This window comes from Salinicoccus sp. CNSTN-B1, from assembly GCF_054792835.1.
Genome location: NZ_JBTWMN010000004.1, coordinates 1,616,564 through 1,637,215, shown reverse-complemented (window position 1 = coordinate 1,637,215; position 20,652 = coordinate 1,616,564). Strand labels below are relative to the sequence as shown.

At 46.3% G+C, this 20,652-nt stretch carries 14 protein-coding genes and 8 pseudogenes; all 22 read left to right on the top strand.

Going from position 1 to position 20,652, the window contains the following annotated elements:
- Positions 1-864, top strand: a complete 864-nt coding sequence (locus tag ACYF68_RS09640) for a translation initiation factor IF-2 N-terminal domain-containing protein (protein WP_461046594.1) — start codon at positions 1-3, stop codon at positions 862-864.
- Positions 753-2,119 (top strand): annotated as a pseudogene (gene infB / locus ACYF68_RS09635) (translation initiation factor IF-2). Before ACYF68_RS09640 ends, infB begins: the two are co-directional and overlap by 112 nt.
- Positions 2,120-2,125: 6 nt before the next feature.
- The gene (rbfA, locus tag ACYF68_RS09630) at positions 2,126-2,461 is read left to right on the top strand and encodes a 30S ribosome-binding factor RbfA (protein WP_344701417.1); all 336 of its coding nucleotides are present in this window, start codon (positions 2,126-2,128) and stop codon (positions 2,459-2,461) included.
- Between the two features lie 51 nt (positions 2,462-2,512).
- Entirely contained in the window at positions 2,513-3,415 is a 903-nt protein-coding gene (gene truB / locus ACYF68_RS09625) for a tRNA pseudouridine(55) synthase TruB (protein WP_461046592.1), read from the top strand.
- 11 nt (positions 3,416-3,426) lie between these two features.
- Positions 3,427-4,365 (top strand): annotated as a pseudogene (locus tag ACYF68_RS09620) (bifunctional riboflavin kinase/FAD synthetase).
- A gap of 98 nt (positions 4,366-4,463) precedes the next feature.
- Positions 4,464-4,733 carry a 30S ribosomal protein S15 gene (gene rpsO, locus ACYF68_RS09615; RefSeq protein ID WP_344701425.1) on the top strand — a complete coding sequence of 90 codons (270 nt, stop codon included), beginning with the start codon at positions 4,464-4,466 and terminating at the stop codon, positions 4,731-4,733.
- 105 nt (positions 4,734-4,838) lie between these two features.
- A pseudogene (pnp, locus tag ACYF68_RS09610) lies at positions 4,839-6,948 on the top strand (polyribonucleotide nucleotidyltransferase).
- A gap of 5 nt (positions 6,949-6,953) precedes the next feature.
- A complete protein-coding gene (locus tag ACYF68_RS09605; protein WP_461046590.1) occupies positions 6,954-7,211 on the top strand; it encodes a hypothetical protein in 258 nt (85 codons plus the stop codon).
- 18 nt (positions 7,212-7,229) lie between these two features.
- Positions 7,230-8,910, top strand: a pseudogene (locus ACYF68_RS09600) (ribonuclease J).
- Between the two features lie 56 nt (positions 8,911-8,966).
- Positions 8,967-11,393: a DNA translocase FtsK gene (locus ACYF68_RS09595; protein WP_461046588.1), complete on the top strand. Its 2,427-nt coding sequence runs from the start codon at positions 8,967-8,969 to the stop codon at positions 11,391-11,393.
- A gap of 10 nt (positions 11,394-11,403) precedes the next feature.
- Positions 11,404-12,669, top strand: a complete 1,266-nt coding sequence (yfmF, locus tag ACYF68_RS09590) for an EF-P 5-aminopentanol modification-associated protein YfmF (RefSeq protein ID WP_461046586.1) — start codon at positions 11,404-11,406, stop codon at positions 12,667-12,669.
- A complete protein-coding gene (gene yfmH, locus ACYF68_RS09585; RefSeq protein WP_344701436.1) occupies positions 12,656-13,939 on the top strand; it encodes an EF-P 5-aminopentanol modification-associated protein YfmH in 1,284 nt (427 codons plus the stop codon). Before yfmF ends, yfmH begins: the two co-directional genes overlap by 14 nt.
- A 44-nt stretch (positions 13,940-13,983) precedes the next feature.
- Positions 13,984-14,612 (top strand): annotated as a pseudogene (locus ACYF68_RS09580) (SDR family NAD(P)-dependent oxidoreductase).
- Entirely contained in the window at positions 14,609-14,755 is a 147-nt protein-coding gene (locus tag ACYF68_RS09575; protein ID WP_461046584.1) for a hypothetical protein, read from the top strand. Before ACYF68_RS09580 ends, ACYF68_RS09575 begins: the two are co-directional and overlap by 4 nt.
- Positions 14,756-14,829: 74 nt before the next feature.
- Positions 14,830-15,437: pseudogene (locus ACYF68_RS09570) on the top strand (DUF3388 domain-containing protein).
- Positions 15,438-15,506: 69 nt separating this feature from the next.
- Positions 15,507-15,773: a helix-turn-helix domain-containing protein gene (locus ACYF68_RS09565; RefSeq protein WP_461046581.1), complete on the top strand. Its 267-nt coding sequence runs from the start codon at positions 15,507-15,509 to the stop codon at positions 15,771-15,773.
- A 17-nt stretch (positions 15,774-15,790) separates the two neighbouring features.
- Positions 15,791-16,054, top strand: a complete 264-nt coding sequence (locus ACYF68_RS09560; protein ID WP_461046580.1) for a hypothetical protein — start codon at positions 15,791-15,793, stop codon at positions 16,052-16,054.
- On the top strand, positions 16,051-16,293 hold the full coding sequence (locus ACYF68_RS09555; RefSeq protein ID WP_461046578.1) for a RodZ domain-containing protein: 243 nt from the start codon (positions 16,051-16,053) through the stop codon (positions 16,291-16,293). The genes ACYF68_RS09560 and ACYF68_RS09555 overlap by 4 nt, the downstream gene beginning before the upstream one ends.
- Positions 16,294-16,297: 4 nt before the next feature.
- Positions 16,298-16,882 (top strand): CDP-diacylglycerol--glycerol-3-phosphate 3-phosphatidyltransferase, encoded by a 585-nt coding sequence (gene pgsA / locus ACYF68_RS09550; RefSeq protein ID WP_461046575.1) that lies wholly within the window; start codon positions 16,298-16,300, stop codon positions 16,880-16,882.
- Between the two features lie 171 nt (positions 16,883-17,053).
- Positions 17,054-18,105: pseudogene (gene recA / locus ACYF68_RS09545) on the top strand (recombinase RecA).
- Positions 18,106-18,262: 157 nt separating this feature from the next.
- Positions 18,263-19,822: a ribonuclease Y gene (gene rny, locus ACYF68_RS09540; RefSeq protein ID WP_461046574.1), complete on the top strand. Its 1,560-nt coding sequence runs from the start codon at positions 18,263-18,265 to the stop codon at positions 19,820-19,822.
- A gap of 79 nt (positions 19,823-19,901) precedes the next feature.
- Positions 19,902-20,590: pseudogene (locus ACYF68_RS09535) on the top strand (TIGR00282 family metallophosphoesterase); the annotation flags it as partial.
- Positions 20,591-20,652 lie beyond the last annotated feature (62 nt).

The following is a 20,652-nucleotide window of genomic DNA, read 5'->3' as shown; positions in this document are numbered from 1 at the left end:
ATGAGTAAAATCAGAATTTACGAATACGCGAAGGCGCATGGAGTCGCAAGTAAAGTAATAATCGAATTCCTCCAGGCAAGAGGAATTGAAGTGAATAGCCATATGAAATCTCTTGAAGATAATGAAGTAGAAGTGCTCGATAAAGAATTCGGCAAAGCAAAAGGTGCAGAAACGAAAAAAGCAGAAGAGCCTAAAAAGGATGCAAAAGCATCTACACAGAAAAAAGAGCAGGGCAATAGAAATAAGCCGCGTGAAAATAAACCGAACCAAAGGCAACAGAGGAATAGGGCGCCCGGCATACACGGCGGTAAAAGGCGGAAACAGAATAAGCCGAACGCTAAGCAGCCTGAACCCCAACCAAAAAAAGAACTCCCTAAAGAGTTCAAGTACCAGGAAGGGATCACGGTTGGCGAACTTGCCGAGAAAATTGGCGTAGACGCATCTAAAATCGTTAAAGACCTCTTCATGGTCGGTGTCGTAACAAACATCAACCAGGCCTTGGATAATGAATCCGTTGAGCTGATAGCGAGTGAACATGGATTCACTGCGGAGTTGGAAGTGGTCGTAGACAATACAGACCTTGAAAACTATTTCGATCTTGAAGGCGAAGAATTGACTGAGGAGCGCCCGAGCGTTGTTACGATAATGGGTCACGTCGACCATGGTAAAACGACATTGCTCGACTCCATCCGCCACACTAAAGTGACAGCCGGAGAAGCCGGGGCATCACTCAGCATATCGGTGCCTATCAGATTGAATCAGGCGGCAAGAAAATTACGTTCCTCGATACGCCTGGTCACGCAGCGTTCACAACCATGCGTGCACGCGGTGCTCAAGTCACGGACATCACAATCCTTGTCGTAGCAGCTGATGATGGTGTAATGCCCAGACTATTGAAGCCATCAACCATGCTAAAGCAGCTGAAGTGCCAATCATCGTGGCAGTCAACAAAGTCGATAAGCCAACGGCCAACCCAGACCGCGTCATGACGGAACTTGGTGAATATGGCCTTTATCCTGAGGATTGGGGTGGTGACACGATTTTCGTTCCCCTATCCGCCCTAAGCGGTGACGGCATCGAAGATCTTCTTGAAATGATTACTCTAGTCGGAGAAGTATCCGAGCTTAAGACAACAAGTGACCGTCCAGCCATCGGCACTGTAATCGAAGCTGAACTGGACAAGTCAAGAGGCCCTGCGGCTTCCCTATTGGTCCAGCACGGGACACTCAAAGTCGGTGATTCACTTGTCGTCGGCAGCACTTTCGGTAAAGTCAGAGCCATGGTTGATGACCTCGGCCGGCGCATCCAGGAAGCGGGTCCTTCGACACCTGTTGAAATCACTGGACTCAACGACGTGCCGGAGGCTGGCGACCGCTTTGTAGTCTTCAAAGACGACAAGACGGCGCGCAGCATCGGAGAGGCGCGCAGTGAAGAGAAGGTCATGAATGATCGCGAACAGACTTCAAAAGTAAGCCTTGAAAACCTGTTCGAACAGATGAAAGAAGGGGAGATGAAAGATCTCAACCTCATCATCAAAGGAGATGTGCAAGGTTCCGTTGAAGCACTGAGCGCTTCATTGATGAAAATTGATGTCGAAGGTGTCAATGTCCGTATCATCCATACAGGGGTTGGGGCAATCAATGAATCTGATGTCACCTTGGCTTCAGCTTCAAACGCCATCATCATCGGCTTCAATGTGCGCCCTGATGTCAATGCCAAGAATGCGGCAGACCAGGAAAAAGTAGACCTCAGATTGCACCGTGTCATATACAGTGTCATTGAAGAAATCGAAACTGCGATGAAAGGTCTGCTCGACCCGATCTTTGAAGAAAAAGTAATCGGCAACGTCGAAGTCCGTCAAACCTTCAAAGTATCCAAAGTGGGTACGATCGCAGGATCATACGTCACTGACGGTAAAATCACCCGCGATTCAGGTGTAAGAGTCATCAGAGAGGGTATAGTGGTTCATGAAGGCGAATTGGATACCCTCAAGCGTTATAAAGATGATGCCAAGGAAGTGACTGCAGGTTACGAATGCGGCATTACGATCAAGAATTTCAACGACCTTAAAGAGGGAGACCAGATCGAACCTTATATCATGGTTGAGATTGAAAGGTGATAACTTATGTCTAACAGACAAGAGCGAGTGGCTGAAGAAGTCAAGAAAGTCGTGAGCGAAGCGCTCCGGACGAAGGTTGCTGACCCGGATATAGGGATGGTGACGGTGACAGATGTTGAACTGACCAAAGAGATGGAAGTTGCGACTGTATACTTCACCTCACTCAACGATGACCGGGAAGCAGTACAGGCTGCACTCGGCCGGGCCAAAGGCCTGATCCGTTCGGAAGTGGCTAAGGAAATACCCATACGGAAGGCTCCTGAACTCGAGTTCAAGTATGATACTTCCATCGAGTATGGCAGCAAGATCGACGCACTGCTGAATGAAATAAAAGACAAATAAAAGCCTGGGGATTCCCCAGGTTTTTATTTATATACGGAGGTCTATACAACAATGCATGGTGTAATCCCGGTAAATAAGGACAAAGGACTGACCAGCCATGACGTGGTGATGCGTATGCGCAGAATCCTCGGCATGAAGAAAGTAGGACATACAGGGACGCTCGACCCTGAAGTGACTGGAGTGTTACCCATCGTCGTCGGTGAGGGCACAAAACTGACTGAATACTTGCAGACAAAGAAAAAAAGCTACCGTGCGCGTGTGACTTTGGGCTATTCGACAGATACTGAAGATCAGACGGGACAGGTGGAGGACAGCAACGCCACTGACGGCATCACTGACGCAATGATCGATGAAGCGATAGTGGCTTTCCAAGGAGATTATACGCAACGGGTGCCCAGGTATGCATCTGTCAAAATAAACGGAAAGAAACTGTATGAGTATGCACGTCAAGGCATAGAAGTGGAAAGACCGTTAAGGACCGTCAGCATTTTTCAGATTTCACGCATAGGACCCATCGAGAGGGAAAGTGGGCTCATCCACTTCGATATTGATGTAACGTGTTCGAAAGGGACTTATATACGTACATTGGCAGTGGACATTGGGAGGAGTCTCGAAACAGCGGCCCATATGTCTGCTCTGATCAGAACGGAATCATGCGGCATCACTTTGAATCAATCCGCAAGCCTAGAGGAATTGAAAGCAGGGGATGCCACAGCACACCTCATCCCGATCGGGAAATTGATCGAAGAATTGCCGACTGTAGATATAGAAGATGAAAATTTCCTGAAAAAAATCCTGAATGGGCAAAAGGTGTATAAATCTGCTATTATGGAAATGGTAGAAGATAGGACTGACAAGGTGGTCTTCAGGAATGAAGGCAAAGTCATCGGCATCTACCATGACCATCCTGAAAAACAGGATATGATGAAACCCTACAAAATGTTCAATTTATAAGAGGCGATGTAATGGAAACTATAAGATTGCACCATCCACAGGAAAAAGAGAATATGAAATTGGCACCGTCTGCTGCAGCGATCGGTTTTTTTGATGGGCTGCATAGGGGCCATCAAAATGTACTTGGCACAATGACTGCCAAAGCAGAAGAAAATAATCTGAAGAAGGCCGTCATAACGTTCGACCCCCACCCATCCGTAGTACTGAATCCGAAAAAAAGACGGACAACCTATCTGACCCCGCTTGATGTCAAATTGGAGATGCTTGAGGAAATGGGTGTGGATTATTGCTTCGTCATCAATTTTTCGAGCGCACTTGCGGGGCTGTCCCAGACACTTTCGTATCCCAGTACATAATCGACATGAATATCAAGGAAGTCATTGCAGGGTTCGATTTCACTTATGGCAAGTATGGTGCCGGAAACATCAGCACTCTATCTGAGTACGAGGCGTTCCACACGACAGGTGTTGAAAAACTGGCTGTCGATGGCGAAAGATATCGACCACAAAGATCAGGAAGGATCTGCTTACGCATGAACTTGAAAGTGCCAATCATGCTTTAGGTCGTCCCTACGAGGTCAGAGGTGTAATCGTGCAAGGAGAAAGAGGGGGCGGACCATCGGCTTCCCGACTGCGAACATTGAGCCGGAGTACCGCTATCACCTACCTGCTAAAGGTGTGTACGCCGTGACGTTCAGGCTCGATAATGAGGAAACCGTATACAAGGGCGTCTGCAATGTGGGTGTCAAACCGACTTTCCACGATAACCTCGAGCGGGTGAGTGTTGAGGTGCACCTTTTTGATTTCGACCGCAGCGTCTACGGGGAAAATGCCACTATACACTGGCATCATTTCATAAGAGAGGAAAGGAAATTCTCCGGAATCGATGAGCTCACTGACCATATATCCAGAGATAAACAAAAAGCGATTAAGCTGCTTGAAAACCTATAGCATTTAACGTATAATGAACCAAGTGCCCTAATCTTGGCAGAGAGCAACTCCGGCATCTGCTCGGATAGCGGTGAACAATAAAAAAGGAGGCGTTTTTAATGGCTATATCACAAGAACGCAAAAATGAACTGATACAAGAATACCGTACACACGAGTCCGACACAGGATCTCCAGAAGTACAGATCGCAGTATTGACTGCTGAAATCACAACACTGAACGAACACCTACGCATCCACAAGAAGGACCACCACTCAAGAAGAGGTCTTCTTAAAATGGTCGGCCGCAGGAAACACTTGCTGAACTACCTGCGTAAAAAAGACATACAGAGATACCGTGAACTCATCAAAAGACTCGGTCTCCGTCGCTAATAACAGCTTGAGCATATCCTTTGGATATGCTTTTTTTTATGTATATTCTCTATTAAAAGTGATATGATTGGGTTAAGTAGCCTTACTAAGGAGAGAAGACAAATTATGACAGAAACAACGAAGAAAGTGTATGAAACAGAGTGGGGGGACGCAAGCTGACAGTCGAATACGGCGAGCTTGCCAAACAGGCCAATGGTGCAGTGCTCATACGGTACGGCGAGACGGTCGTGCTTACCACCGCCACTGCTTCCAAGGAACCGAAAGACCTTCCTTTTTTCCCGCTGACAGTCGCATATGAGGAAAAACTGTATGCTGCGGGTAAAATTCCTGGCGGATTCAACAAGCGTGAAGGTCGTCCAAGTGAGGAGGCGACACTCACAAGCCGCCTAATCGACCGTCCGATCAGACCGCTCTTCCAGAAGGGTATAGGCATGACTTGCAAGTCATGTCCATAGTCCTCTCGGTAGACCCGGACGCTTCTCCTCAAATGGCGGCGATGCTTGGGTCATCCCTTGCACTCGGAGTCAGTGATATCCCCTTCAAGGGTCCCATAGCCGGAGTGACGATCGGCCGGATCGACGGGGAATTCATCATCAACCCATCGGTGGAGGAGCTTGATCGTTCTGACATCGACCTTCAAGTTGCCGGCACTAAGCATGCTGTCAACATGGTCGAAGCAGGTGCACGTGAAGTGTCTGAAGAGACAATGCTGAAAGCAATTATGTTCGGCCATGAAAGCATCAAGAAATTGGTCGCTTTCCAGGAAGAGATATTGTCGGAACTGGACATAGAGAAAACACCCTTTGAAGTACCGGAGCCGGACTTTGACCTGCAGCGCGACATGGAGGAGAAAGCGAAAACGATGGGCCTCTATGAAGCAATTCAGGATCCAGACAAAAAAGAGCGTGATGCGGCGATAAAAGCTGCCAAAGAGCGCATCCTAGAAACGCTGGATGAATCTGCTGAAGATTATGAAACCATTTATAAAGAAGCGGCTTCCATAGTAGAAACGCTCCTGAAAGATGAAGTGAGACGCCTTATTACAGAAGAAAAAATACGACCTGACGGCCGGCAACCATCTGAAATCCGTTCCCTGGATTCACAGGCTGGCTTGTTGCCTCGTGCACACGGTTCAGGCTTATTCACCCGCGGCCAGGCTTAAGCTTTATCCATATGTACGCTTGGCGCCCTTCGGGAACATCAGATTATAGATGGGCTCGGGGTCGAAGAAAACAAGCGTTTTATGCACCATTATAACTTCCCGAACTTCTCAGTAGGCGAAACTGGACCGATCAGAGGACCGGGCCGCCGTGAAATCGGTCATGGTGCGCTTGGTGAACGTGCCCTTTATCAAGTGATACCGGACGAATCCGATTTCCCATACACGATCAGACTAGTGTCTGAAGTACTGGAGTCCAACGGTTCAAGCTCACAGGCGTCAATCTGTGGCTCGACGCTTGCTCTGATGGATGCAGGTGTGCCTATAAAGGCACCCGTGGCCGGTATTGCGATGGGACTCGTCAAAAAAGACGATAACTACACAATACTGTCGGATATTCAGGGAATGGAAGATGCTCTTGGAGATATGGACTTCAAGGTTGCAGGTACAGAAAATGGCATTACAGCCATCCAAATGGACATCAAAATTGATGGACTGGATGAAGATATCCTGAGTGAAGCATTGGAACAGGCAAGAGCAGGCCGTGCTGAAATTCTGGACAACATGCTTGCAACGATAAGCGAACCACGCCAAGAGTTGAGCAAATATGCTCCAAAAGTTGAAGTCATGCATATCAAGCCGGATAAGATCCGTGATGTGATCGGGCCAGGCGGTAAAAAAATCAATGAAATAATTGATGAAACCGGCGTCAAACTCGATATTGAGCAGGACGGAACAGTGCTGATCGGACACAGCGACCCTGAGATGATAGAACGGACTAAAGAAATCATCAGAGAACTGACACGCGTTGCAGAAGTCGGTGAAATCTACATGGGCGAAGTGAAACGCATTGAAAAGTTCGGGGCTTTTGTCGAACTGTTCAAAGGTAAAGATGCACTTGTCCACATTTCGCAGCTTGATACCAAACGCGTCGGCAAAGTGGAAGATGTCGTTAAAATGGGCGATAAATTCCTTGTAAAAGTAACGGAAATCGATAAACAGGGCCGCGTCAACGCGTCCCGCAAGGCACTGCTCGAAGATAACAAAGGAGAGTAACCGAATTGATTTTTAATAAAGTAGATATAAATGATTTGGAACATGAAGCCACCGGTCAACTTAGGATTAAAGATGACGATGAGGTGAAGATCATATTTACAGATCTGGCACTCGGCAACAAGCTTAGGGAATTCCACACTAAAGATAAGCCAATCGACCATCTCATTCTGAAAAACAGCGATGAAACACGCTATGATACAAAGAACGTAAAAGTATCCCATATCACAATAGATGGGAAGTTCTACCATGCCACATTCAAGTAGGCTATAGGAGGAAATATTTTGAACGGAGCTAAACAAGAAGCGAACACGGAAGCTAAAGTGAAAATCATACCACTCGGCGGTGTCGGTGAGATAGCCAAAAATATGTACGTCGTTGAAGTTGATGACGAAATGTTCATACTCGATGCAGGGTTGATGTTTCCGGAAGATGAAATGCTCGGTGTAGACATCGTCATTCCGGATATCACCTATGTACAAGAGAACAAACATAAGCTGAAAGGAATCTTCCTATCCCATGGGCACGAAGATTCCATCGGCGCAATACCGTATATCGTCGGGTCTTTAAACGCCCCAATTTATGGTTCCAAGTTAACCTTGGCGCTTGTAAAAGATCGTCTGAGGGCTAAAGGCGTCAATAAGAAAATCAAGTTCCATACGATAAACAGCCAATCACGCATGAAATTCAAAAATGCGGAAATGGTGTTTTTCGAAACAAGCCACAGCATCCCGGATTCATATGGGGTCAGTATAGAGACTAAATACGGTTCAATCGTCTATACTGGAGAATTCAAATTCGATCAGAGTTTGACGGGGGATTACAGCTACAATATGGGTAAGATGTACGATATTGCGAAAAAGATGTGCTCGCTCTGATCAGTGATTCTACGGAAGCGGAAAAACGCGGCTATAACACACCAGAAAATGTGATTGAAGAACACATACTGGATGGATTTGCACGTGCACGAGGCAGAATCATCGTCTCCTGCTATGCTTCAAACTTTGTCCGTATACAACAAGTGCTGACGAATGCCGCAAAAAACCGCCGCAAGGTCTCTTTCCTCGGCCGCACATTGGAAAATTCCTTCAAGGTGGCCCGGAATCTTGGTTACTTCGATATCCCTGAAGGTCTTCTCGTGCCAAGCCATGAGATAGAAGACTACCCGGATAACGAAGTGGTCATCATCGCAACCGGTTCCCAAGGTGAACCGATTGAGGCATTGGGTACGATGTCCCGTGGCCAGCATGAAGTGACTAACATAAAAGAAGGGGATATCGTCTATATACTGACGACACCATCTTCCAATATGGAAGTGGTGCTGTACAGTACGATGAACGAACTGGTGAAGGCTGGTGCTGAAATAGCCACCCCGGAACAGAACATCCACGCTTCTGGCCATGGCTTGAGCGAAGAGCTGAAGATGATGCTTAATGTCATGAAACCGAAGCATTTCATCCCGGTCCAAGGTGAGTTCAAAATGCAGATTGCCCATGCAAAACTCGCCGCTGAAACCGGTGTCGCACCAAGAATATATTCCTTCTCGAAAAAGGTGATGTCGTCAGCTACGACGGCAAACAGATGATCAGTGCGAATAAGGTGACTGCCGGCAATGTATTGATTGATGGCAGTGGCGTCGGCGATGTGGGTAACATTGTACTTCGTGATCGACGACTTTTAAGTGAAGATGGCATCTTCATAGCCGTAGTGACGATAGATCCCAAAAAACGGCAGATCATGGCCGGTCCGGAGATCCAATCCAGAGGCTTCGTCTACGTGAAGGAGAGTGAAGACCTTCTTAAGGAAGCGGAAGAACGCGTCCATAAGATCGTCTTGGATGCCCTTGATGAGAAGAAGATTGAGTGGAGTACATTAAAGCAGAGCATACGAGATGATCTCGGTAAGCATCTGTATGATAGTACAAAACGCCGTCCAATGATCATCCCGATAATATCTGAAATATAAACCATCAATGAGACTGCCAGTTTTGGCAGTCTCATTGTAAATAGGGGGAAATGTCCATGGCCAGAAAGCCAAACAGAACCAAAAAGGCGGGTAGGGCCGTAAGAAAGAAAAAAGACACTAGAAGCTATTACTCCATTTCGGCATTTATCCTCATCGTACTTCTATTCATCACATTGTTCCAACTCGGCGCTGTAGGCACATATTTGGATGCTTTGTTCGCTTATCTTTTCGGAACGAGCCGGTACTTTACATACCTGATGCTGTTTCTTATGAGCATCTATTTGGCAGCAGAACAGAAATTGCCGCTTACACGCCGTATGGGAGGATACTTGCTGCTCCAGTTCGGTCTGTTATTTTTATTCCATTCGGTACTGTATATTACAGACAGGGAGAGTATTGAGAACTTCTATACTTTCAATGATACTCTGGAAACCATTCAGACTGAAGGCATCATGCATTTCTTCGGAGGTGGGATTATAGGGCAGATATTATTTGCCTTCTCTTCGACGGGTGTTTCCCTGGTGGGAACACTGTTGCTCGGCCTAATCTTTTTATATTTCAGCTACTTGATGATCACCTCAAAAGATATCGAGCAATCCCTCTCCAATGATCTGGTCAAAACATCCAAAATGTTGAAAGTCACTGCCAAAAGAACTGCAGTGGGTATTGCACGCCTGTTTTCATTCACTGTAGACCTGATTCAGAAAGGGTACAGCAAGCTGACCGACAAGCGTATCCAGAGCACTGGTCGACAGGCCAATAAATATGAAGGTGCAAAAGGTAAAGCAAAACCGCAGACGGAAACAAAACAAAGACCGAGACAACTGGAAGACTTCAGCGCCGATGAATCAATCATTGAGACCATGCATGAATACGAACATCAAGAAACCCAATCAGATGCTACAGATTCCGACAACAGCCACAATCAGCCAAAACCTTATGATGAAACAAAAGAGAAGGCTGCAACCTCACAGGAGGATTGGAGCAGAAAAGAACAGGATGTTTCAGAAGAAAGTGATGCTGAAGCGGAGGGTGATGGTGACTCTGATATTTCAACCTTCGACGACGATGAATTGGATCAATTGAAGCAGTATGAACTCCCTTCAATAACGATGTTGAAGGATGCGGAAGTATCAGAGACCGTAAGCAACAAAGAAGTCCTGAAACAAGGCAGGGTTTTGGAAGATACGCTGAAAAACTTCGGAGTCAATGCTAAAGTTTCAAAAATCCGTATCGGCCCAGCTGTGACCCAGTTTGAAATACAGCCGGACATCGGTGTGAAAGTCAGCAAGATCATCAATCTGCAAAATGATATCGCACTCAGCCTTGCTGCCAAGGATATAAGGATTGAAGCTCCGATACCCGGTAAATCGGCAGTTGGTATAGAAGTACCTAATTCTGTGATCAGCATGGTGACGCTGCGTGAAGTACTAAAACGTAAGACTTCCGATAATCCGCTGGAAGTGGCACTCGGGAAAGACATCTCAGGGAGTCCGGTCATGGCTGAACTCAATAAGATGCCCCACTTGCTGGTCGCAGGTGCGACGGGCAGTGGTAAATCAGTTTGCATAAACGGTATCATCCTGAGCATCTTGATGAACGCCAAACCACATGAAGTGAAATTGATGATGATCGACCCGAAGATGGTGGAGTTGAATGTCTATAACGGCATACCGCATCTATTGAGTCCGGTCGTAACGAATCCTCAAAAGGCTAGTGACGCCCTGAATCGGATCGTCAGCGAAATGGAACGGAGATATGATTTATTTTCCCATTCCAACACACGCAATATCGAGGCGTATAACCAATATCTGGAGCGTGAAAGCGAGACTCCGGAGAAGGTCCAGAAACTGCCTTATATCGTGGTTATCATTGATGAGTTGGCAGATCTTATGATGGTCGCCTCCAAAGAGGTTGAAGCTGCGATCACGCGCATCGCCCAAATGGCACGTGCAGCCGGCATCCACCTCATCATCGCAACCCAGAGGCCATCGGTCGACGTCATTACCGGTATCATCAAAGCGAATATACCGTCAAGGATTGCCTTTAGTGTAAGTTCACAGACTGATTCGAGAACCATCCTCGATTCGCAAGGGGCCGAAAAACTGTTGGGCCGTGGCGATATGCTGTATCTGCCTTCAGGGAAATCGAAACCAACACGTGTCCAGGGTGCTTTCCTCTCAGATGGCGAAGTTGGGGACATCGTACACTTCATTACAAGCCAGATGAAGGCCAACTATGAGAAATCGATCATGAATCAACCAGTACAGAAGGAACAAAAAGAATCTGAAGATGAACTCTATCCAGATGCCAAATGGTTTGTAATCGAGCAGCAGCGTGCCAGCGCGTCATTGCTCCAGCGTCAGTTCAGGGTAGGCTACAACAGGGCCGCAAGGCTGATTGATGACCTTGAAGGAAATGGTGTCATCGGCCCGAGCAGTGGCAGCAAGCCGCGTAATGTACTTATACAGAATGAAGAATAGGGAGTTTTCCATGTATACAGTGAATAAGAATCTATTGAATAATGTGCCATCAGTAATCGTAGAAACCGACAAATTCAAGACCATCACCATCCAACTGGTCTTCAGAAGCATATCAGAGCGTGAACGGGTGACGAAGCGGAATCTTCTTTCCCGCATGATGATAAAGCGGACCGACACTTTTTTAAAGGAAGCGGATCTCTTGAACTACCTCGCCCATCATTATGGTGCCCATCTCACCTCCAACACAGGACGAAAAGGGAGAGACCATACAGTAACCATCGGAATGGAGTTAGTGAACGATAAATTCATCTATGAAGATATGGATATCGTCGGCGAGATGTGCAAACTCCTAAACGAAGTATTGCGGTCGCCATTCAATTATGATGCGTCCGACGAGGACTTCTTCAATAAGGAGAAACGCCTGTACCGCAATCGTCTGAAAAGTATGAAGGACAATCGTGCCCAGGCAAGCTTCCAGGCCATGGTCAATCTAATGTTTGAAGAGGAGGACTACAAGTACTTTTCGTTTGGTGTCCTTGAAGATGTTGAATCCCTTACACTTGAAGATATCAAAGAAGAACATGCCCGCATGATGGCTGAAGATGAACTGAAGATTCTTGCAGTCGGTGCTGTAGATGAAGATATAGAAGATAAGCTTAACAAGATTCATAAGCGCGAAGCGCTTGTGGAACTCAAGCATCAGCCTTATCCGAACAAGGCAATTGAACAGGTAAAGAGAGAAACGGACGCCCAAAAGATTGAACAGGCTAAACTGAACATGGGCTTCCGCGTTTCAGACCTGGATCTTCAGGAGAGGATGGCATTCAACGTCATGAATCAGATGTTCGGCGGTTCTGCCTCCTCACTGCTTTTCCAGAATATACGGGAGAAAATGAGCCTTGCCTATCAGATAAGCTCCCAAATCGACGTCCGTAACGGGTATATGTTCGTCATGGGTGGCGTAGATCCTAAAAATGTCAAAAAAGCCGAGTCCGCCATTCTGCGAGAACTCGAGACTCTGCAGCAGGGAGAATTCGATGATGAATTCGTAGAGGAAGTGAAACGTATGATGCGGGTCAACAGAAAAGAAGTGATGGATAAACCGAAAGGCCTGTTGGCGTTGGAGTACAATCGCATGCTTCAGGATGAGCACTCCTCTTCGTGGGAGGAACGTCTGGCGGCGGTTGATAGTGCCATGATAGCCGATGTCAGCAAAAGGGTTGCACTGGACACGGTCTATGTACTTACAAGGAGTGAAGAAGATGAACAAAATTGATTATCCGAAAATAGATGAGCAGGTCTACAAGCACGAGTGTGCCAATGGCCTGACTGTATTTATCATACCTAAACCAGGCTACAGCAAAAAGTTTGCAACATATACGACGAAATATGGTTCCATGGATGATCATTTCATCGTAGGTGGGGAAGAGTATAGAGTGCCGGACGGTATTGCCCATTTCCTTGAACATAAAATGTTCGAAAAGGAGGATGGTGATGTCTTCAATCTATTCTCCAAATGCGGTGCCAATGCTAATGCCTTCACTTCCTATGATCGCACGTCCTATCTTTTCAGTGCTACAGAATCATTCGATCAGAATCTGAAGCTGCTCATGGACATGGTTGAGCAGCCTTACTTCACTGAAGAGACAGTCGAAAAGGAAGTCGGCATCATCAATGAAGAGATCAAGATGTACCAGGATAATCCAGGATACAGGCTCTACTTTGAAACCCTCAATCAGATGTATCACAACTTGCCGGTCAAAGTCGATATAGCAGGTACTGAGGCATCAATCAGTAAGATTACCGCAGACCATCTCTTTTTATGCCACAAGACATTCTACCATCCTTCCAATATGGTGATGATACTCGTCGGTGATTTTGACATAGATGGATTAATCGATTATATTGATGCGCATCAGAATCGCCGGGAGATCGACCCACTCCCTAAACTTGAGAGGGTGCTCCCTTTGGAGCCTAGGGAGATCGTCAAGCGTAAAAACACATTGAAGATGGATGTTGAAGAAACCAAGTCAATGATCGGCTTTAAGTACCATCAGGAAGATGACGACACCGAAAATCGCCTTAAGCGCGATCTGTCGATGATGTTCGCATTGGATATGGTCTTTGGGGAACAGTCAGATTTCTATTATGAGCTTATGGATAAAGGGCTCATAGACGATTCGTTCAATTTCAGCCACATTGAAGAAAGTGATTTTTCCCATGCCCTTTTCGCTACGAATACTGAAGAGCCAGATGCATTTGCTGCAGAAATCCGCAATATCATCGAATCGGTCAAAATGGGTGGCTTCTTTACAGAAGAGAAACTCATGAACCAGAAAAGGGAAGTGATAGGGGATTATCTGGCCAGCTTGAATTCTCCGGAGTATATCGCAAACCAATATACAAAATATTACCTGGATGGCTATGACCTCTACAAATTGCTTGAAGTAATCGAAGAAATCACCATCCAGGAAGTGGAGACCCACTTTATCGATGTCATGGATCCCGAATACATGGTAGAGTGTATATTGAAACGTGATGTCTAGATATGTCATAGTAGGCAGCACCGGAGATATCGGCAAAAAGCTCCATGAGCAGCTGTCGACTGAAGAGACCATCACTTTTTCCAGAGAAAGAGCCGGAATATGAAAGCACCCACCATTTCCTTGATCTTAGCCATGCGCAGGATAAGACGGTCATTGAAGGTTTCTTCAACGGGGTGGATGGCATTGATGGATTGATATGGTGTCCGGGGTATAGCTTATTCAGCCTGGTCCAGGACACCGCCCTCGATGAAGTCGACGCCCAGTACAACATATCCATTCGTAATCTTGTCGCCTTCATACAAGTGCTGCTGCCGAAACTCAGAAGAAAAAAAGGCAGAATCATCGTCATCACTTCCATCTGGGGGCGGCACGGAGCCAGTTATGAAAGTATATATGCTTCCATGAAAGGGGCTCAGGAAGCACTCATCAAATCTTTGGCGAAAGAATTGGCCCAACCGGTGTAACGGTGAACGGAGTGGCACCAGGGATAGTTGAAGGTTCGATGACAGCACTACTTTCAGAGGCCGACCAGCACCATCTGCTGGAAGAACTGCCGCAGGCCTGCTACGTAAAACCAGCAGAAGTGATGCATGCTGTACAGTATCTGCTGCATGAAAATGCCCAATCTGTAACCGGTGAAATAATGAATGTTAACGGGGGATGGTATACATGAGTTCTACAGACAGCAATAAGACGAGATACCCAGAACGAAATATCGAACAATATATGGAATATGAAATCATCAATAACCGGCCAGGGCTGCTTGGGATATCTCATCCCTACTCGGCAACCTCGGAATCAGCATCGACACCATAAATGGGGTAGAGAATGAAAGACGGGGTTTGCTGATCCGCACGGATGAGCTGAACAAATTGAAGCGTTTTGAACTGATGAGTGCGTATATCGACGACATCAATATTCTTAAAATAAGGAAGCCTCAAGTAAGGGATCGTCTGGCAGTACGGCATGGCCGCTTCATCAAAAGGGCCGAAGATGACAAGAAGATTTTCCGTTTCACACGGGAAGAGATCGGGATACTTGTCGATTTCTGGCCGAACTTTTCAAGGAGGAAGGTCATAAAATGATCGGCGTCCGAGGCATGCCCCGTGTCGGTAAAACGGAATCCATCGTTGCGGCCAGTGTGACCGCGAAGAAAAAATGGCTTTTCCTGTCTTCGACCCTGATCAAGCAGACTGAGCGCACGACTCTCATCAAAGGGGAGTACGACCGCAATAATGTCTTCATCATCGATGGTGCAGTTACGAACAAGTCCACCAATGAAGAGCATAAAAGCCTCATCAGGGAAGTGATGCGCTTTCCGGCTGTAAAGGTCATAGAACATCCTGATCTGTTCGTGGACGGTATGAATTATACTCTTGCCGACTATGACTACATCATAGAGCTTAGAGAAGATGAAGATCAGGAGATAACCTATGAAAAACATCAGAAAAAACACTGGTTCCAAGATGAAGATATGAGCTTCTTCGGCGGGATGTAGGGAGGTTGCCATGAAACTTGGTACTTATTTAAAGGATAAAGAGAAAAGGCAGGCATCACCCTAAAGGAGATGCAGGAGAAGTCGGGACTCAGGAAGGATATCATCCATATTATAGAAGCGGGGGATCTAAATGCCCTACCGGAACCTAGGCACGCACAGTTTCTCATTCAACAATATGCAGATGCAGTTGGCCTGGACCACGATAAGCTAAAGGAGCGCTTCGCCAGTGACTTCCCGGATGATGGTGATCTGAATGAAAAAGAAGAGGCCCTCCTGATGATGAGGAATATAAATATTTCAAAAGGACAATCATCGGGTTCCTTGGCATCATCCTAGGCTTGTTCATAATTTGGATGATTCTGCTGCAGGTTGGTTCCGAGGCGGATGTGTTTGAAGAGAAGCCAATCTATGATTTCGATGAAAAGACTGCCGCATCCAAAGAGCCTGAGGAAAATTCAGAGGAGGAGAAGGATACCGCCGATGAATCAAGTACAGAAGAAGCTACTGAAGAAGATGAGGGTGAATCAGATGATTCACAATCAACATCCGATTATACCTTCAACAGTTCAGACGGCGCCACCTTCTATTATGATATCAAGGTGTCTTCCCCCTTGTGATCGGTCTATCTGGAGAGTCACCATCCTGGGTGACGCTGACGGATGACGCAGGCAATAATTATGCCTATGAGACATTATCCGAGGGAGAATTCGAAATCTCTGAAGAAGCCAATGTGCTGTATCTCACTTTAGGCGATGCAACGAATTTCAATGTGGAAATTGATGGAGAGCGTCTGCAGAACCCTAAGCAGGGAGATGCGGTCACCATATATTACGAATTCAATCTGATAAAGGAGTAGTATAATGAATATACCCAATCAGCTTACTGTCTTCAGAGTCATACTCATCCCGATCTTCCTCATTTTCATACTGATAGATTTCGGCTGGGGCAGCATTCAGGTCCTAGGCGGCGAGGAAGTTTCACTCAGCAGGTTCATTGCAGCGATAATATTCGTTACAGCCGCACTGACGGATTTTCTTGATGGTTATCTTGCGAGGAAATGGAACCTGATTACCAATATGGGAAAATTCCTTGATCCGTTAGCGGATAAATTGCTCGTTACTGCAGGATTGATTGTCCTGGTAGAGCTGCAAGTGATATCTTCCTGGATCGCAGTCGTCATAATAGCAAGGGAGTTCGCTGTAACCGGCTTAAGACTGCTTCAGATAGAGCAGGGTTATGTAAGTGCAGCGGGGCAACTAGGCAAGATAAAGACCGTCTTCCAGATGATTGCCCTTGTAATGCTGCTGTTTGGTGATATGTTTACGCAATATACGCCACTTTCCCTCGGTATGACGGCAATGTACATCGCCGTCTTCTTCACCATCCTGTCTGGCATCGAGTACTTCTACAAAGGCCGTGCGGTATTCAGTGGCGATGAAAAATGATGGCGGCAGTCCTTGTACCCCGTTATCAGCAACCTGAGCAGATGAATCTACAATATTCTATATACTGGGCATATTTGTGCAGAATCTGATGCTCCGCATACGAATATATGTTCGCATGAATTCGTGGATTATGTTATAATATATTATGAAATGAATTAATGGAGGGTAATTATGGACGAGAGACAAAAAGCGATAGATACAGTTATAAAAAATATGGAAAAGTCATTCGGTAAAGGCGCGGTCATGAAACTTGGGGACGATGCGGGACGTAAAGTATCAACAGTTTCCTCAGGTTCCATCACATTGGATAAAGCACTTGGCGTAGGAGGCTACCCGAAAGGAAGAATCATAGAAATCTATGGTCCGGAATCTTCCGGTAAAACTACAGTGGCACTCCATGCCATTGCAGAAGCTCAAAAAAATGGCGGCATTGCTGCATTTATAGATGCTGAACACGCCTTGGATCCTGACTACGCCCAAAATCTCGGAGTCGATATAGAAAACTTGTATCTATCCCAACCGGACACGGGGAACAAGCCCTTGAAATAACGGAGGCATTCGTCAGAAGTGGCGCTGTTGATATCGTGGTCGTCGACTCAGTCGCAGCGTTGACGCCTAAAGCTGAAATTGAAGGCGAAATGGGGGACGCGCACGTAGGACTGCAGGCGCGCCTGATGTCGCAGGCATTGAGGAAACTCTCCGGTGCCATTTCGAAAAGTAATACCACAGCGATGTTCATCAACCAGATCCGTGAAAAAGTCGGTGTCATGTTCGGTAATCCTGAAACGACATCAGGCGGCCGGGCACTTAAATTCTACAGTTCTGTCCGTCTGGAAGTAAGGCGTGCCGAACAGCTGAAGCTTGGTCAGGAGATTGTAGGTAACCGCACTAAGATCAAAGTTGTGAAAAATAAGGTCGCCCCTCCTTTCCGTGTTGCAGAAGTCGATATAATGTATGGTAAAGGCATTTCAAAAACAGGCGAGATGATCGATCTTGGTGTCGAGTACGATATTGTAGAGAAAAGCGGTGCCTGGTATTCCTATGAAGGGGAACGCCTTGGTCAAGGTAAAGAAAATGCCAAGGAACACCTTACGAACAATCCTGCCACCCTTGAAGAGATTGAAAGGAAGTTGCGTTCTGCACTTGGCTTCGGAGGCGAAGCTAAAGAAGAGGAAATTGAGGAACCAGCAGAAGAAACCCTTTTTGAAGATGATGAATCATAAAAAAATAAGTCTTCACAGAGCGCAAGTATCGGGATGCTAAATTGATATTCCTGGTGCTTGCGTTTTCGCATGATTATCTTTAGAATTGAATCTATATAATATTTGTTTCAATGTATTATATAATCGAGGAATAGAGCTTGTAGGAGAGGTGTTTATTATGGACATGATAGACATTTTCTTAATCTTGCTCGGTATTTTTCTAGGTGTTGTAATCGGATATTTTATTGTAAAAAATATTTTGACCAAAAAGCAGCAGGAGGCGCGTGTTTCCGCAGAACATATTATCAGTGAAGCGAATAAGCAGGCGGAGAACCTCAAAAAAGAGAAGTTGCTTGAGGCAAAAGAAGAGAACCAGAATCTCAAGGGTGCATTTGAACGTGAATCCACTGAGAAGAAAGAGGAACTCAGATCTCAAGAATCCAGGCTTTTGAATAGAGAACAGGTGCTTGACAGAAAAAGTGAAGTGCTTGATAAGAAAGATGAAGCCCTGGAAGTGAAGGAAGCTAAAATTGAAGAAAAGCAGCAAATGGTTGATGCCGAGGATCAGAAGATTAAAGAAATTATCAGTCGACAAGAAGAAGAACTGACCCGCATCTCCGGGCTCACCCGTGAAGAGGCACGCAAAGAAATTTTCGACGAGGTAGAGCGTGAACTGTCGCATGACATGGCTGTCATGGTCAAGGAGAAAGAGAACGAGATGAAGCTTGATGTGGATAAGAAGGCAAAAGAACTTCTTGCATCCACCGCCCAGCGTTACGCTGCGGAATATACGAGCGAATCGACAGTATCGGTAGTAACTCTGCCGAATGATGAAATGAAAGGCAGGATCATCGGCCGCGAAGGACGCAACATCCGGACGCTTGAAACGCTGACGGGAGTCGATCTTATAATCGATGATACGCCTGAAGCCGTCATCCTTTCAGGATTTGATCCAATTCGTAGGGCCATCGCCAAAAACGCATTGGAAGCCCTTGTACAGGACGGTAGGATCCACCCAGGCCGCATCGAAGAGATGGTCGATAAGGCGAGACGCAACATGGAGACGAGCATTCGTGATGCAGGTGAGGCAGCTGCATTCGAACTGGATATCCACAATCTCCATCCAGAGCTGATCAAGCACCTTGGTAAGATGAAATATCGACTCAGTTATGGACAGAATGTGCTTAAGCATTCTGTTGAGGTTGGTTATCTTGCAGGTATGCTTGCCAGCGAACTGGGAGAAGATGTTCAGCTTGCCAAACGTGCCGGCCTGCTACATGATATCGGCAAGGCCATCGACCACGAAATGGACGGTAGCCACGTTGAGATTGGCGTTCAGCTCGGAAAGCGTTATAAGGAACCTGACACAGTCATCAATGCCATTCACTCCCATCATGGTGATGTGGAGCCGACAAGCATCATTTCAATCCTTGTCGCTGCAGCCGATGCACTGAGCGCTGCACGCCCGGGTGCACGTAGAGAAACACTTGAGAACTATGTCAAACGCCTTGAAAGGCTTGAATCGATTGCAGAAGGCTATGAAGGCGTCGAGAAAACATTCGCCATACAAGCCGGTCGTGAAATACGGGTGATGGTGAAACCGGATGAATTGGATGACTTGAAAGCACACCGTCTAGCGCGGGACATCAAGAAACAGATTGAAGAAGAACTTCAATATCCAGGACACATCAAAGTAACGGTCGTCCGTGAAATGCGAGCAGTCGAGTATGCAAAATAAAGAGGCCAGCAGGCATGCCTGCTGGTCTTTTCTATTACCATGACCAAAAATAAAAAGTGGATTAAAGGATGGATCTATAATGCGAATACTATTCATTGGAGATATTGTGGGAAAAGTAGGGCGCCGGATGCTGAAGGCGCACCTGCTTGATCTAAAAAGACAGCATGGCGCTCAAGTGGCGATCGTAAACGGAGAAAATGCCGCACATGGTAAAGGCATCACAGAGAAGATATATAAGGAATTGTTGACGGCGGGTGCGGATTTCATCACTTTGGGCAATCATGCATTTGCCAAAAAGGAAATCTACCCATTTCTTGAGGGCGATGTGCGCATGGTGCGTCCGGCAAACTTCCCGGACGAGGCCCAGGCAAAGGGCACGGAGTCATCAATGTGAACGGCAAGATGCTTCAGATCATCAATCTCCAGGCCAGAAGTTTCATGGATCCGATAGACTGTCCATTTAAAAAGGCAGATGAAATACTGAAACATTCGGAAGCGGATGAGATATTCGTCGATTTCCATAGTGAGACGACAAGTGAGAGTCTCGCCATGGGACATTATCTGGATGGTAGGGTAGAGGCTGTAGTCGGTACCCACACGCATGTCCAGACAAATGATGAGCAAGTATTGCCGAAGGGGACGAAATATATTACCGATGTCGGGATGACCGGTTTCAAAGATGGAATCCTCGGAATACGCAAAGAAGAAGTCATTGAACGGTTCATCCATCAAATGCCCGTCAGGCACAACGTCCCTGAAGAAGGAGCGGGAATACTATCCGGTGTCATCATTGATACGGAGATGAATAAAATCAGTAAGATACGTATTGA